At 71.9% G+C, this 14,818-nt stretch carries 16 protein-coding genes and 1 pseudogene; 14 read left to right on the top strand and 3 right to left on the bottom strand.

Annotation, left to right across the window (positions count from 1 at the left end; translation table 11 throughout):
• The first annotated feature begins 89 nt into the window (after nt 1-89).
• From AC07RV_RS41610 to AC07RV_RS41580, 7 genes are all read left to right on the top strand, one after another.
• The gene (locus AC07RV_RS41610; RefSeq protein WP_296775378.1) at nt 90-1,076 is read left to right on the top strand and encodes a tripartite tricarboxylate transporter substrate-binding protein; all 987 of its coding nucleotides are present in this window, start codon (nt 90-92) and stop codon (nt 1,074-1,076) included.
• 26 nt (nt 1,077-1,102) lie between these two features.
• Nucleotides 1,103-1,645, top strand: a complete 543-nt coding sequence (locus tag AC07RV_RS41605) for a 4-hydroxylaminobenzoate lyase (RefSeq protein ID WP_296775375.1) — start codon at nt 1,103-1,105, stop codon at nt 1,643-1,645.
• A gap of 3 nt (nt 1,646-1,648) precedes the next feature.
• Nucleotides 1,649-2,371 carry a nitroreductase gene (locus tag AC07RV_RS41600; RefSeq protein ID WP_296775372.1) on the top strand — a complete coding sequence of 241 codons (723 nt, stop codon included), beginning with the start codon at nt 1,649-1,651 and terminating at the stop codon, nt 2,369-2,371.
• A gap of 73 nt (nt 2,372-2,444) precedes the next feature.
• Nucleotides 2,445-3,590 (top strand): aromatic ring-hydroxylating oxygenase subunit alpha, encoded by a 1,146-nt coding sequence (locus AC07RV_RS41595; RefSeq protein ID WP_296775370.1) that lies wholly within the window; start codon nt 2,445-2,447, stop codon nt 3,588-3,590.
• Nucleotides 3,591-3,680: 90 nt separating this feature from the next.
• Nucleotides 3,681-3,995, top strand: a complete 315-nt coding sequence (locus AC07RV_RS41590; RefSeq protein WP_296775367.1) for an ArsR/SmtB family transcription factor — start codon at nt 3,681-3,683, stop codon at nt 3,993-3,995.
• A 2-nt stretch (nt 3,996-3,997) separates the two neighbouring features.
• Nucleotides 3,998-4,462, top strand: a complete 465-nt coding sequence (locus AC07RV_RS41585; protein WP_208509834.1) for an SRPBCC family protein — start codon at nt 3,998-4,000, stop codon at nt 4,460-4,462.
• Between the two features lie 23 nt (nt 4,463-4,485).
• Nucleotides 4,486-4,902: a GFA family protein gene (locus AC07RV_RS41580; RefSeq protein WP_296775361.1), complete on the top strand. Its 417-nt coding sequence runs from the start codon at nt 4,486-4,488 to the stop codon at nt 4,900-4,902.
• Between the two features lie 136 nt (nt 4,903-5,038).
• Here AC07RV_RS41580 and AC07RV_RS41575 read toward each other — a convergent pair.
• From AC07RV_RS41575 to AC07RV_RS41565, 3 genes and pseudogenes are all read right to left on the bottom strand, one after another.
• A pseudogene (locus tag AC07RV_RS41575) lies at nt 5,039-5,671 on the bottom strand (FABP family protein); the annotation flags it as partial.
• A 58-nt stretch (nt 5,672-5,729) separates the two neighbouring features.
• Nucleotides 5,730-6,704, bottom strand: coding sequence for a Bug family tripartite tricarboxylate transporter substrate binding protein (locus tag AC07RV_RS41570; protein WP_296775354.1), 975 nt, complete (start codon nt 6,702-6,704; stop codon nt 5,730-5,732).
• Nucleotides 6,705-6,711: 7 nt separating this feature from the next.
• The gene (locus AC07RV_RS41565) at nt 6,712-7,497 is read right to left on the bottom strand and encodes an IclR family transcriptional regulator (RefSeq protein ID WP_057596327.1); all 786 of its coding nucleotides are present in this window, start codon (nt 7,495-7,497) and stop codon (nt 6,712-6,714) included.
• A gap of 182 nt (nt 7,498-7,679) precedes the next feature.
• Here AC07RV_RS41565 and AC07RV_RS41560 point away from each other — a divergent pair, with 182 nt between their 5' ends.
• From AC07RV_RS41560 to AC07RV_RS41530, 7 genes are read left to right on the top strand one after another with little or no spacing between them, the layout of a single operon-like run.
• A complete protein-coding gene (locus AC07RV_RS41560; protein ID WP_296775351.1) occupies nt 7,680-8,360 on the top strand; it encodes an NIPSNAP family protein in 681 nt (226 codons plus the stop codon).
• Between the two features lie 43 nt (nt 8,361-8,403).
• Nucleotides 8,404-9,243: an alpha/beta hydrolase gene (locus AC07RV_RS41555; protein ID WP_296775348.1), complete on the top strand. Its 840-nt coding sequence runs from the start codon at nt 8,404-8,406 to the stop codon at nt 9,241-9,243.
• A 27-nt stretch (nt 9,244-9,270) separates the two neighbouring features.
• On the top strand, nt 9,271-10,749 hold the full coding sequence (iaaH, locus tag AC07RV_RS41550; RefSeq protein WP_296775346.1) for an indoleacetamide hydrolase: 1,479 nt from the start codon (nt 9,271-9,273) through the stop codon (nt 10,747-10,749).
• 8 nt (nt 10,750-10,757) lie between these two features.
• Nucleotides 10,758-12,164, top strand: a complete 1,407-nt coding sequence (locus AC07RV_RS41545; protein ID WP_296775343.1) for an FAD-dependent oxidoreductase — start codon at nt 10,758-10,760, stop codon at nt 12,162-12,164.
• 8 nt (nt 12,165-12,172) lie between these two features.
• Complete coding sequence (locus tag AC07RV_RS41540; protein WP_296775438.1) at nt 12,173-13,006, top strand: sugar phosphate isomerase/epimerase family protein; 834 nt, start codon at nt 12,173-12,175, stop codon at nt 13,004-13,006.
• Nucleotides 12,993-13,862, top strand: coding sequence for a shikimate dehydrogenase family protein (locus tag AC07RV_RS41535; protein WP_296775340.1), 870 nt, complete (start codon nt 12,993-12,995; stop codon nt 13,860-13,862). The genes AC07RV_RS41540 and AC07RV_RS41535 overlap by 14 nt, the downstream gene beginning before the upstream one ends.
• The gene (locus AC07RV_RS41530; protein ID WP_296775338.1) at nt 13,859-14,797 is read left to right on the top strand and encodes an alpha/beta fold hydrolase; all 939 of its coding nucleotides are present in this window, start codon (nt 13,859-13,861) and stop codon (nt 14,795-14,797) included. The genes AC07RV_RS41535 and AC07RV_RS41530 overlap by 4 nt, the downstream gene beginning before the upstream one ends.
• The last annotated feature ends 21 nt before the right edge of the window (nt 14,798-14,818 follow it).

The raw sequence follows: 14,818 nt of genomic DNA, 5'->3' as shown, positions 1-14,818 counted from the left end.
TGCCGTGCATTCTGCGCTTGCAAAAGCGCCAGTTCCATTCAATTCGGGGCCGGCCGATCATTCGGCCACTTCACACCACGAGGCCCGCCATGAACGCACTCACACGCCGCCACTTCACGCAGGCCGCGCTCGCCCTTCCGGCCGCCGGCTGGCTGCCGCGCGCCTTCGCGCAATCGCAGGGCAGCCCGGGCAAGCTGCTGGTCGGCTACCCGGCCGGCGGCACGCTCGACACCACGGCGCGGCAGCTCGCCGAGGCCTGGCGCAAGCAGGGCCGGCACTACATCGTCGACAACCGCGCGGGCGCGGCCGGGCGCATCGCGAGCGGCCAGCTCAAGCGCGAGAAGCCCGATGCGAGCGTGCTGCTGTGCACGCAGGCCTCGGCGCTCACGATCTACCCGCATGTCTACAGCAAGCTGGCCTACGACCCGGCCACCGACTTCGTGCCGGTCTCGCCGCTGGTGATCGCGACCTGCGCGCTCGCGGTGAGCGCAGCGGTGCCGGCCTCGGTGAAGACACTGCAGGACTACGTGGCCTGGGTGCGCGCCACGCCCACGGGCGCCAGCTACGCCTCGCCGGCCGCGGGATCGGTGGCGCACTTTCTCGGCTGGCAGCTGTCGGAGGCCGGCGGGCTGAAGCTGCAGCACGTGGGCTACCGCGGCTCGGCGCCGGCGATGCAGGACCTGCTGGGTGGCCAGATCCCGGCCTACCTCGGCTTCGTGGCCGACTTCCTGCCCTACCTGCAGCAGGGCAAGCTGCGCATCCTCGCCGTGAGCGGCGAGCAGCGCTCGCGCTTCATGCCGGCCGTGCCCAGCTTCGCCGAGCAGGGCTTCGTGCAGATCCGCGGCGCCGAGAACTACGGCGTGTTCGCGCCGCCCGGCACGCCCGAGGCCGGCGTGCGCGCGCTGCACGAGGCGATGGTCGTGGCCAGCAAGGACCCGGGCCTGCGCGCGGCCTTCGACCAGGTCGGGCTCGAGGTCCACACGCTGGCGCCCGACGACTACGCACGCCAGATCCGGCGCGAGCGCGAAGCCTGGGGACCCGTGGTGCGGGCCTCGGGCTTCCGCTCGGACGAATGAAGCTTTCAACCCCCACGAGCAAAGACATGAGCACGACACACACCGACCGCGAGGAACTGATCGAGCGAAGCCTTCCCTTCCTCGAGGAGATCAAGGACATGACCACCGGCACCGAGGTCGAGCAGTGGCTCAACCGCACCCATGGCCCCGACAGCGCGCTCTACCAGTCGCTCGCGCGGCTGGTGAGGCAAGGCGTGCGCGACGGCTGGGCCGCCAATGTCGAACTCGACGGGCCCATCTACCGCCGCAGCCGCATCGCCGAGCCCTCGGAGCGCACCTTGGGCTTCAGCATCACGGCCGTCTACATGGACAGCACCGGCAACACGCAGGGCAACCCGGGCCACGCCTACCGCGGCCAGTACCACGCCCATCCCTACGGCGAGTTCAACATGGTGGTGCCGCTCGACGACGGCGCCGCGCTCAACGGACCCAACGGCTGGTGCGAAGCCGGCTGGACCGCGCCCGCGCCGGGCAGCCACCACTACCCCGAGGCGCGCGGCGGCGCGGTGATCGCGCTGTTCTTCCTGCCGGCGGGGCGCATCGCCTACCACCCGGCACCACGGGACTGAGCGATGCAGCGGGCCGACGCTCCCACCGACAGCGCACGCCATGTCGACGCGGTGCTGCGCGCGCGCCGCTCGGTGCGCGCCTTCGCGCCGCGGCCGCTGCCGCAGGCGCTCGTGCGCGAGATCCTGCAGGTGGCGGCCACGGCGCCGAGCAATTCGAACACCCAGCCCTGGCGCGTGCACGTGCTGGCCGGCGCGCCGCTGAAGGCGCTCGGCGATGCGCTCGACGCGGCCTTCGTGGCGGGCGATTTCGAGGCACCCGCGCACTTTCCCGATCCGCTGCCCGGCCCCTTCTGCGATCACCAGTCGGCCTTCGCGGCGTGCTACTACGGCGCGCTGGGCATCGACCGCGCGGACGCCGCGGCCCGCGCGCGGCAGACGCGGCGCAACTACGGCTTCTTCGGCGCGCCGGTCGGGCTGATCTTCGGCATCGACGCGCGGCTCGCGCGCCACAGCTGGCTCGACCTCGGCCTGTTCGTGCAGAACGTGATGATCGCGGCCAAGGCACGCGGCATCGACACCTGCCCGCAGGTCTCGTTCGCGCCCTTCCATGCGCTGATCGCCGAGCGGCTGGGCATGCCTCCCGAGGAGGTCACGGCCTGCGGCATGTCGATGGGCTGGGGCGATCCGTCGGCCGAGGTCAACCGGATGGCGATGCCGCGGCGGGCGGTCGAGGACTTCGCGCGCTTCGAGGGATTCGAGGGATTCGGCGAAGCCTCGACCAGTTGAGACAAGCCGCGCCGGGCGCCGCTGGCCACAATGAAGCCCCCACCCGTGGAGGCCGCATCGATGGCACAGGCGCATGCAGCATGACGAACAGAAGGCGCTGATCCGGCGCGCGCTGGCATTGATCGCCAGCGGCGGCAGCGAGCGCGGCGAACCCTCGCTGAGCCCGGTGTCGCGCTACCTCGACCCCGAGCGCCATGCGCGCGAGATCGAGCGCATCTTCCGCCGCCATCCGCTGGCGCTGTGCCCCTCGGCCGCGCTCGCGCGGCCCGGCGACACGCTGGCCATCGACGCGGCCGGCATGCCGCTGTTGCTGGTGCGCACGCGCGAGGGCGAGCTGCGCGGCTTCGTCAATGCCTGCCGCCATCGCGGCGCGCGGCTGCGGCCGGCCGGCGCGTCGAACCAGCGCGTGTTCGTGTGCCCGTACCACAGCTGGACCTACGGGCTCGACGGCAACCTGCGCGGACGGCCCGGCGAGGCCGACTTTCCGCATGCGCCAGCCGCCGACTGCCAGCTCGCGCGCGTGCCGGTGGCCGAGGCGCTGGGCTTCGTCTGGGCGATTCCGCGCGTGGCCCATGGCGAGGACGATGCGCGCATCGACATGGAAGGCTGGCTCGGCCGCTTCGGCGCCGACCTGCGCCACTGGGGCTACGACCGCTGGGTGCCGTTCGACCAGCGCGAGTTCGCGAACGCCGCCAACTGGAAGATCCCGTTCGAGGCCAACCTCGAGACCTACCACTTCCAGTACGCGCACCGCGACAGCATCGCGGGCCTGTTCCACGACAACCTGCTGATCGCCGACCACGAGGGCGCGCACCAGCGCCTCTTCCTGCCCAAGCGCGGCATCGAGCGGCTGAGCGAGCTGCCCGAGGACCAGTGGCAGCTCGGGCCGCATTCGAACGTCATCTACTACTTCTTTCCCGCCACCTTCATCCTGCACGAGGGCGACCATGCGAACGCATTCACCGTGCTGCCCGAGGCCCCCGAGCGCTCGCGCGTGATCGCGACCATGCTGATCCCCGAGCCGCCCGCGAACGAGAAGGCGCAGCGGCACTGGCGCCGCAACCTCGACTCGTACCGGGGGGCGCTGGCCGAGGATTTCGCGCTCGGCGTGTCGGTGCAGTCCACGCTCGCGAGCGGCGCGCAGGCCTCGCTGTACCTGGGCGCGACCGAGTGCTGCTCGGCGAAGTTCCACGCGGACGTGGAAGCGGCGATCGCCTGAGACAACCCCTCGGCCATCGTCGCGGCACGGGTCGGCTTGACATGCAGGTATTTGCCTGCATATCATCCGCTCACGCACGAACAACGACGAATGGACGCTGACAAGGTTTTCAAGGCACTGGGCGACCCGACCCGCAGGAAGCTGCTCGATCTGCTGCACGACCACAACGGGCAGACGCTCGGCGAGCTCTGCGAGCACCTGGACATGGCGCGGCAATCGGTCACGCAGCACATCGGGCTGCTCGAGACGGCCAACCTGGTGACCACGGTCTGGCGCGGCCGCGAGAAGCTGCACTTCATCAACCCGGTGCCGCTGCACGAGGTCTACGAGCGTTGGGTGCGCAAGTTCGAACATCAGCGGCTCACGCTGCTGCACGACCTCAAGAAGGAACTCGAAGGAGAGTGACGATGAAGCCAGAGAAGATCAGCTATGTCTACGTGACCTACATCCGCTCGACGCCCGAGAAGGTGTTCGAGGCCATCACCCGGCCCGAGATCGCGCGGCGCTACTGGGGCCACGAGAACGTCTCCGACTGGAAACCCGGCTCGCCGTGGCAGCACGTGCGCGCCAACGACGAGCGCCCGGTCGAGCTGGTGGGCCAGGTGGTCGAGATCGCGCCGCCGACGCGGCTGGTCATCACCTGGGCCGGCGCCTCGCAGGCGGCCGACCCCCAGGCCTACAGCCGCGTGGCCTTCGACATCGTGCCGTACGAGGACATGGTGCGACTCACCGTCACGCACGACGAGCTCGAGGCCGGCAGCGGCATGGCCAAGGGCATCCAGCAGGGCTGGCCGATCGTGCTGTCGAGCCTCAAGTCGCTGCTCGAGACCGGCGAGGGCATCGACGTCTTCGCGAAACCCAAGGCGGCCTGAGGCCGCGCACCCGGAGAAACGCCATGACCCAGCCCTACACCGGCGGTTGCGCCTGCGGCGCGATCCGCTACAGCACGCCGCATGCGCCGATCTTCCAGAACCATTGCCAGTGCAGCGACTGCCGGCGGCGCAGCGGCACCGGGCATGGTTCGTACCTGACCTTTCCCGCGCGCGCCGAAATGGCGATCACCGGCGAGGCCACCGAATGGGAGATCGCCGCCGACAGCGGCCAGCAGAAAAGCCATGCCTTCTGCCCGGTCTGCGGCACGCCGCTGTTCGTGCGTTTCTCGGGCATGCCCGAGCTGATCGCGGTGCATGCGGGCAGCCTCGACGAGCCCGAACGCTTCGCGCCGCAGGTGCTCACGTACCGCGTGCGCGGGCTGGCGTGGGATGCGCTCGATCCCGCGCTGCAGGCCTTCGAGCGGATGCCGACGGCTTAGGCGAGGTTCAGGCCAGCGCGTCGGGCACGCCCGGCACCGCGGGCTTCACGCTGTCGTCGGCGGGCGGAATCGGAATCATCGTGTCCCCTGCTTCGGCAGCAGCGACCGCCGACGCCACCGATCCTGCGGCCTCGGCCAGCGCCGCCTGCGCGGTCGGGTTCGGCGTCGGCTCGCCGATCTTGCGCAGCGTGTTGCGGTCGGTGTGGGCGAAGGGCTCGGGCTTGCCGCGCACGTCGAGCAGCGTGGTCTGCTCGTACGACCAGCTGCCGTCGTCGTGCAGCGTCACGTCGATGGTGTAGCGCAGGGTCTTGAACGCATGCTCGAGGAAGGGGTTGGCGACGATGCCGTTGGTGTCGCCGCCGCGCACGGCCTCGAGGCGGAAGCTGCGCGCGTCGGGCGCGGCCTGACCGGTGGCCATGGCCGTGAGGCCGCGCGGGATCGACAGGGTCTGCACCAGCGCGCCGGTGGCCGGCTCCCAGAGCCAGTAGCCGACCTGGTCGTGGAAGGTCTCGACGTCGTCGGGCTTCACGATGCGCAGGTGGTAGCGCAGGCCGTAGAAGATCTGCGGGCCGTTGGTCTGCGCGTCGATCGGCTGGAACTCGGCGTGCTCGATGAAGGCCTCGGCCTCGGGGCCGTCCTCCTTCGGGCTCACGTCGTGGCCCATGGTGCCCATCCAGATGCCGGCCAGGCCGGTCAGCGGGCCGAGGTTGGCGAGCGTGTGCGGATCGGGCTCGGGTTCGGTGTAGATGTCCTGCGGAAAATCGGCCATGGGGCACTCCTCTTGTTCGTTGTTCGTGATGCGATGGGAAACGGATCGGGGGCCGGGATCACTGGTCGAGCCGGATGCCGACCTTGGCGATGATCGCGCCCCACTTGCGGCCTTCGCTGTCGATGAAGGCCTTGAACTCATCGGGCGAGCCGCCGCCCACGGCCAGCCCCTGGTTGGCAAGCAGTTCGCGCACGGCGGGATCGCGCAGCACGGCGTTGACGTCGGCATTGATGCGGCGCACCACCTCGCCCGGCGTGCCGGCGGGCGCGAACAGGCCGTTCCAGGCCAGCGACTCGAAGCCGGGGTAGCCCGACTCGGCGACCGTGGGCAGCTCCTTCATGAGCTCGAAGCGCTGCGCGCTGGTGATCGCGATCAGCTTCACGCGCTGGCCCTGGATCAGCGGCAGCAGCGCGGGCGCCACGGTGAAGAGGGCCTGCGTGTCGCCCGAGGCCAGCGAGAGCCCGGCCGGCGGCGAGCCCGCGTAGGGCACGTGCACCGCCTCGATGTGCGTGACGCTGCGCAGCAACTCCATCGTGAGGTGCGAGGAACTGCCCGCGCCCACCGAGGCATAGCTGAAGCGGTCGCGCTGCCCCTTCACCCAGGCGATGAACTCGGGCAGCGTGTTGGCCGGGTTGCTGGCCTGCACCGCGAGCACGTTGGGCTGCGAGGTGGTCAGCACGATCGGCAGCAGGTCGCGCGCCGGTGCGTACGGCATGCGCGCGTACATGTAGGGGCCGAAGGCGATCGGGCCGTTGAAGCCGATGCCCAGCACATGGCCGTCGGGCGGCGCCTTCGCCACCGCGTCCATGCCGATCAGCCCGCCCGCGCCGGCCTTGGTCTCGACCACCACCGGCTGCTTCCACACGGTGCGCAGGCGGTCGGCCAGGGTGCGCGCGATCAGGTCGAGCGAGCTGCCCGCGGGCGCGGGCACGACGATGCGCACGGGCTTCACGGGCCAGTCCTGGGCCTGCGCGCCCAGCGACAGCGTGCAGGCGCACAGCAGCGCGGCGAGGCGGTGGAGCAAGCGGGCCATGGCAGTCTCAACGCGCGGGCGACGCCGCGTGGAAGCGCTCGCGCGCCTGCCCCAGCAGCTCGACGCAGCGCGCGTCGAACTCCGGCGTGTAGCGCACGTCGGGCACCACGATGTTGAAGGCCGCGGGCGCGGCCGGGTCGCCCGAATCGATGGCGATGGCGATGCCCACCACGCCCGGCGTGTGCTCGCCGCGCGAATAGGCGATGCCGCTTTCGCCGACCTCCTCGAGCTGGCGCTTGAGCACCGCGAGCGTGGTGGCGGTGGCGGGCGTCTGGGCCTGCAGCCGCACGTTCTTGAGGTAGGCCTGGCGCCGCGCCGCGGGCATGGCCGCGAGGATCGCCTTGCCGGCCGAGGTCGAGTAGAGCGGAAAGCTGTCGCCCACCGCCATGCGGTAGGACAGCGGCGCGCGCGACTCGGCCACGCAGGCGCGTTCGACCTCATCGCCGCGCAGCACCGAGAACGAGGTGGCCTCGCCCGCGGTGCGCGCGAGCCAGTCGACGATGGGCCGGGCCTGCGCCATCAGCCGTTCGCGCAGGCCGCTGCCGCGCACCAGCTCGAACACGGCCGGGCCCAGCGCATAGGTGCTCTGCGCGCCATCGAAGCCGAGGAACTCGCGCGCCACCAGGTTGCGCAGCAGGTGCGTGAGGCTGCTCTTGGGGATGCCGAGCGCGATGCCGATCTCGTGATGGGTCAGCGCCCCGCCCTGGCGCGCGAGGAGCTGGAGGATGTCGAGCACCCGGTCCGCCGACTTCACGGCGGCCGATTCGGGGGGCTTGCTGTCTGCTGCGTCCATGGGTGCCTGTGCTGTGAGGTGCGCCGATTCTAGGAAGCGCGCGGCCGAAGCCCCGCCGATCGGCGCGCCGGGTGTTTGACAGCCGCGGTTTGCGTGTTTATATTCTGGAACAGTTCATATACATGAACAAACACCGATTCCAGGCCACCTCGCGTTCAAGCATCGAAACACCTCGCCGTCTTATGCAGCGCCTCTATTTCCACGAAATCCTCGACCCCGTGCGCCAGCCCGGCGCCCACACCCGCTATCTCGAGACCCTGGGCCGCCTGGTGCGCACCGAGGGCAATGCGCGCGGTTCGGCCAGCAACGGCTGCATGGCGGCCTGGGTGCCGGTGTTCCTCACGGGCCGCTGGCCCGAGATCGTGACCTTCTGGGAGATGCAGGGCGGCTGGGAGGGCTTCGGGCGCCACTTCGATGCCACGCCCGACCTGTTCCACGAGCCGCTCGAGCGCTTCTACGGCGAGCGCACGGGCGGCTTCGACCGCGTGCTGGTGGCGGCCGACTACAGCATCGACCGCGCGCGGCTGCTGGCCGAGGGCATGCGCGCGCCGGTGGTGCTGCAGCAGACCATCGGCCTCGAGGCCGGCGGCGCGAGCGACTACCTCGCGCGGCTCGGCGAGGCCGCCGCGCGCATCGAGGGCCCGGGCGCGCCGCGCCTCTTCGGCGCCTACGAGACCGCGCTGCGCAACGGCAGCGAGGCGCTGGTGCTGTGGGCCTTCGACGACTTCGCCGCGCTCGCCGCCTTGCAGGCGCGGCCCGATGCAGTACCCGGCTGGGCCGACTGGGCGCGCGCCGCGCGGCAGCACGAACGCACGCACACCGGCCTGGTGCTGCGGCCGGCCGACTGGTCGCCGCTGCGCTGAATCCCTTTTTCTTTTCATGACCTTCGAACCTGGAGACAACCCAATGGAACGCAGACGATTCCTCGAAAGCAGCGGCGCGCTCGGTGCCGCGGCGGCAGCCACGGTCGCCTCGGCGGCCGCGACCGCCCTGCCCGGCTGCAGCAGCGCCGCGCCGGCAGCGCGCCCCTCGGGCAAGACCTTCGTGCTGGTGCACGGTGCCTGGCATGGCGCCTGGTCGTGGGAGCGGCTGACCCCGCTGCTGCGCGCCCGGGGCCACGAGGTGCGCGTGCTCACGCTCGCGGGCGTCGGCGAACGCATCGGCGAGATCTCGACCGCGATCGACCTCGAGACCCACATCGCCGACGTGACCGGCTTCATCCGCAGCCAGGACCTGCGCCAGGTGGTGCTGGTGGGCCACAGCTATGGCGGCTACCCGATCACGGGCGCGCTCGACCGGCTCGCCGCCGAGCGCCGCATCGACACGGTGGTGTACCTCGATGCCTTCGCGCCGCACAACGGCGAACGCATGCTCGACTACCTCGACGCCACCGGCAAGGCCGAGCTGCAGGCCGCGCACCGCGCGGGCAATCCGCGCTGGCCCAAGCTGCCGGCCAAGGCCTTCGGTCTCGGCAATCCGGCCGACATCGCCTGGGTCGACGCGCGCCTGACCGACCACCCGAACGGCACCTACCTGCAGCCGATCTCGCTGCGCGCCGCGCCCGGCGCGGCCGCGCGCAAGCGGCTTTACATCGCGGCCTCGGCGCCCGCCATGCCGGTGTTCGACGCGCACAAGGCGCGGCTGCGCAACGACCCGGCCTGGACCTTCGTCGAGGTGCAGGGCGGCCACGACGCGATGGTCGACCACGCCGACACGATCGCGCGGCTGCTCGATGCGCATGCCTGATTCCCCTCACCTCCTTCTCTTGCTCCCATGAAGCTCCTTCCCCAACCCGCCGCCGCGATCGCCTACCTGGCGCTGGCCGGCGCCACGCACGCGCAGCCCGCGCCCATGCCCACGCTGCTCGAGGCCGCCACCGCGATCCGCGAGCACACCACCACCAGCTGCGAACTGGTCGAGCGCTCGCTGCGCGCGGCCGACCTGCACCAGGACCTGCACGCCTTCATCACCATCGACCGCATCGGCGCGCGCCGTGCCTGCGCCGAGGCCGACCGCGCCGTGGCGCAGGGCCGCAAGCTCGGGCGGCTGCATGGCGTGCCGGTCGCGATCAAGGACAACATCCTCGTCAAGGGCCTGCCCTTCACCGGCGGCACGCGCGCGCTGCAGGGCTACGTGGCGACGCAGGACGCGCCGGCCGTGGCGCGGCTGCGCGCCGAGGGCGCGATCGTGATCGGCAAGCTCAACCTGCACGAACTGGCCTTCGGCGCCACCGGCAACAACTTCGCCTACGGCGCGGTGGGCAATGCCTACGACCCGAGCCGCTTCGCGGGCGGCTCCAGCGGCGGCTCGGGCGCGGCCGTGGGCGCGCGCATCGTGCCGGCCGCGCTCGGCACCGACACCGGCGGCTCGGTGCGCATCCCGGCCGCGCTCAACGGCGTCGTGGGGCTGCGGCCGACCGCGGGCCGCTATTCGGGCGAAGGCGTGCTGCCGGTCTCGACCGCGCGCGACACCATCGGCCCGCTGGCACGCAGCGTGGCCGACCTGGCGCTGCTCGACGAAATCCTTTCGGGCAGCCGCGGCGAGGTGCAGCCGAAGCCGCCCCCGGGCCTGCGCCTGGGCGTGGCGCGCGCGGCCTTCTACGACAACGCCGACGAGGCCACGCGCCGCGCCTTCGACGCCGCGCTCGACAAGCTCAAGGGCGCGGGCGCGCAGATCGTCGAGATCGAGATCCCTCAACTGCGCGAAGTCGCGGCCAAGGTCGCGCCGGTCACCGACTACGAAGCGCGCGTGGGCATCGCCGCCTTTCTCGCGAAGTACAAGACCGGCGTGAGCCTCGACCGGCTGGTGGCCGACATCGCGAGCCCCGACGTGGCGGCGGGTTTTCGCAACCGCATCGTGTCGGCCAGCGCGCCGACGCGCGAGGCCTACGAGACCGCGCTGAAGGTCGAGCGACCGAAGCTGCAGGCGCTGCTGCGCGGTGCGTTCGAGAGCAACCGGCTCGACGCCCTGCTCTACCCCGTGACGCTGGCGCCGGCGCTGCCGATCCGCGGCACCGAGATGAGCGTGACGATCAACGGCCGCACCACCAGCACGTTGGCCGCCTACATCGCCAACACCGGCCCCACCAGCACGGCCGTGCTGCCGGGCGTGACGGTGCCGATCGCGCTGTCCGACGAGGGCCTGCCGATCGGCCTGGCCATCGACGGCCTGTGGAACAGCGACCGCGCACTGCTCGCGATCGCGATGGGCATGGAAACGATCTTCCCGGCGCTGCCGGCTCCCAAGCAATGAAAGAAAGCATGAAGGACAGACAAGACATCCCCGGCGAGAACCGCTTCGACGTGATCGTGATCGGCGGCGGCAGCGCCGGCGTGGCGGCCGCGATCTCGGCCGCGCGCGGCGGCGCGCGCACTCTGCTGGTCGAATCGGCGCCGATGATCGGCGGCGAGCTGATCAGCGGCATCTCGATGCTCGGCTGCCTTTCGACGCGCGGCGACTGGATCGTGGGCGGCGTGGTCACCGAGCTGCTCGACCGGCTCAAGCCACTGGGCGGCTACATCGGCCCGGTGTTCGACTACCGCGCGCTGCACCTGGTGTGCTTCGACACCGAGCTCATGAAGATCGCCGTGATGCAGGCCGTGGCCGAGGCCGGCGTGCACCTGCGCGTGCAGGCCTTCTTCTGCGGCATCGAGACCGGTGGCGACGAAACCCGCGTGCGGCTGATGCACAAGGGCGGCGAGGCCTGGTACGCGGCGCGTGTGGTGATCGACTGCTCGGGCGACGGCGACGTGGCCGTGGCCGCGGGCGCACCGAGCGAGAAAGGCGCGCCCGGCACCGGCGCGCTGCAGCCGCCGAGCCTGGTCTACCGCGTGTGCGGCGTCGAGACCGAGCCGCTGCTGCGCTTCGTGCGCGACAACCCCGCGCACTTCGGCCTCGGCGACTATCCGGGCCTGGGCATGGATGCGCGCCAGTGCGCCGAGGCGCTGTACGCCCAGGGCCAGCCCAAGGTGCTGCTGCGCGGCACGCAGGGCCTGCTGAAGCAGGCAATCGATGCCGGCGAGATGTACCCGACCTCGGTGCTCGCGATCGTGCCGACCTCGACCGCGCGCAAGGAGGTCAGCATCAACTCGACCCAGCTCGCGGGCGTGGACGGCACGCGCGCGGCCTCGCTGAGCGAGGCGCTGCCGCAGCTGATGGCGCAGGTGTCGCAGGGCCTGGCCTTCCTGCGCCGGCGCGTGCCGGGCTTCGAGCAGGCCGCGCTGGCGGCCGTGGCGCCGAAGATCGGCGTGCGCGAGACGCGGCGCATCCTCGGCGAGCACGTGCTCGACGAGGCCGACATCATGCAGGGCCGCAAGCGCGCCGACGGCATCGCCAAGGGCGGCCACGAGCTCGACATCCTCGCGGTCGACGGCCACCGGCACGAGACCATCGCCGAAGGCGGCTCCTACGACATCCCCTACGAATGCCTGGTGCCGCGCGGCCAGCGCCAGCTGCTGGTGGCGGGGCGCTGCATCTCGAGCACGCGCGAGGCGCAGAGCTCGGTGCGCGTGATGGGCACCTGCATGGCGATGGGCCAGGCCGCCGGCACCGCGGCGGCGCTGTGCGCGCTCGACGACGGCTGGAGCGGCGACGTGCGCGACGTGGACCGCGCGCGACTGCGCCGCACCCTGATCGCCGACGGCGCCGTGCTCGAGGGGACGCTGTAGTGGGCCGCATGCTGTCGCTCGCGCACCTGAGCCTGCTCGACGCCACGCCGCCCGAGCTGGTGCGCGCGGCCGGCGAGGCGGGCTTCCGCTCGGTCGGCCTGCGCCTGCACCCGGCGCGGCCGGGCGAGGCGCCGCACCCGATGCACGCGGGCTCGCCGATGCTGGCCGAGACGCGCGCGCTGATGAGCGCGCTGGACGTGGCGGTGCACGACGTCGAGGTGGTGCGGCTGTCGGCCGGCTTCGAGGCGCGGCGCTTCGAGCCGATGCTGGCGGTGGCGGCGTCGCTGGGGGCGCGCTGGCTGGTGGTGAACGGCGACGACGACGATCACGCGCGCGCCGCCGCCCACCTCGCGGCGCTCGGCGAGATCGCGGGTGCGCATGGCCTCTCGCTCGGGCTCGAGTTCATGGTCTACACGGCCGTGCCCACGCTCGATGCCGCGCTGCGGCTGGTGCGCGAGACCGGACGATCGAACGTGCATGTGCTGATCGACACGCTGCACTTCTTTCGCAGCGGCGCGACGGTAGATCGCATCGCGCGCACGCCGGGAATCGCGCGCGGCTGGGCGCAGTTCAGCGACGCGCCCGCGCGGCGCCATCCGGCCCTGTCGCCCGGCGAGGAGGCACGCGCGCACCGCCTGCTGCCGGGCGAAGGCGCGCTGCCGCTGGCGGATGTGCTCGATGCGGTGGCGGCCGACGCCGTGCTGTCGATCGAGGCACCCTCGGCCGTGCGCCGCCATCACCTCGGCATGGCAAGGCGCGCCGAACTGGCGTACACCACGGCCAGGCGCTGGCTCGATGTCGTCGCACGACCGCAGCAGGAACACGCACATGCCCTCCACTGACACGAACGTCTCTCTTCAACCCGCGCTGCGGCTCGACGGCCGCACCGCGGTGCTCGGCATCCTCGGCGACCCGGTCGCGCAAGTGAAGGCGCCCGCGCCACTCACGGCCCGGCTGCAGCAGGCGGGCCTCAATGCCGTGCTGGTGCCGATGCATGTGCGCGCCGACGACGTGGCGGCCCTGCTGCCCGCGCTGCTCACGCTGCACAACCTCGCGGGCTTCATCGTCACCGTGCCGCACAAGCAGCGCGTGGCGGACCTGCTCGGCGATGGCCTGCTGCCCGGCGCCCGGCGTGCCAACGCCTCCAACGTGGTGCGCCGCACCGTGCAGGGCGGCTGGCAGGGCGAACTGCTCGATGGCACCGGCTTCGTGGCGGGACTGCGCGCCGCGGGCTTCGATCCGCGCGGACGCGCGGCCTGCATCGCGGGCGCGGGCGGCGCGGCCTCGGCCATTGCCTTCGCGCTCGCCGATGCCGGGGCGCGCTCGGTGCGTGTGTGCGACATCGACACGGCGAAGGCCGAGGCACTCGCACGGCAGTTGCAATTGCATGGCGTCGAGGCCGGCACCTGGAACGGCCGCGAGCCCGGCGAGGCCGAACTGCTGGTGAACGCCACGCCCGTCGGCATGCGAGTCGACGATCCGCGGCCCGTGCCCGCCAGCGCGCTGCGCGCCGGCCTCTGGGTGGCCGAGGTCATCATGGCGCCAGCCGTCACGCCGCTGCTGCAGCTGGCGCGCGAGCGCGGCTGCATCGCGCACGAAGGCCGCCACATGATGGAGCGGCAGCTCGGGTTGATGGCCGACTTCTTCGAGCCCGCGATCCTCGCGATCGCGCCCGAGCGGCTGGAGGTGGCGGCATGACGCGCGCCTTCATCGACGGCTTCGAGCCGCGCCTCGTCGACGTGGGCGAGGCCCGGATCTTCGCGGAGATCGGCGGCTCGGGCCCGCCCCTGCTGCTGCTCCACGGCTACCCGCAGACGCATGCGGCCTGGCACCGCGTGGCGCCGGTGCTCGCGCGCCACTACACGGTGGTGGCGGCCGACCTGCGCGGCTATGGCGAGAGCCTCGGCCCGTCCGGCGATCCGCTGCACGCGACGCACAGCAAGCGCACGGTGGCGGCCGACCAGGCGGCGCTGATGCGCGCGCTGGGCTTCGAGCGCTTCGCGGTGATCGGCCACGACCGCGGCGCGCGCGTGGCGCACCGGCTGTGCCTCGACCATCCGGACCGCGTCGCGGCCTTCGGCTCGATCACCGTGATCCCCACCGTCGACATGTGGGCGCGCGCGAACAAGGACTTCGGCCTCAAGAGCTGGCACTGGTTCATGCTGGCCCAGCCCTTCGACCTGCCCGAGCGCCTGCTCGCGGCCGATCCGGCCTACTTCCTCGACTGGACGCTGCGCAACATGGTGCGGCGCTTCGACGCGGTGACGCCCGAGGCCCATGCCGAGTACCTGCGCGCCTTCTCGCGCGAGAGCGTGCGCCACGCGATGATCGAGGACTACCGCGCCGCCGCGTCGATCGACCTCGAGCACGACGAACACGGCCGAGCCGCCGGCGAGCGCGTGCGCTGCCCGGTGCATGTGCTGTGGGAGCGCGGGCGCTTCCCGGCCGAACGCACGCCGGTCCACATCTGGCGCGACGCGGCCGCCGAAGGCACGCCGGTGGGTGGCGGCGAGATCGACTGCGGCCACCTGATGATGGAAGAGGCCCCCGAGGCGGTGCTCGCCGAGCTGCTGCCCTTCCTGCGCGCGCACTGGCCGTCGCCAAGCACCGCGCATCCAAGCCACATCCCCTGAACACGAACCCGAGGGCGCATC

Source organism: Variovorax sp. GW821-FHT09B01 (genome assembly GCF_059418345.1).
Note: the sequence above shows the minus strand (reverse complement) of the source record. Positions and strands in the feature narration are given on the sequence as shown.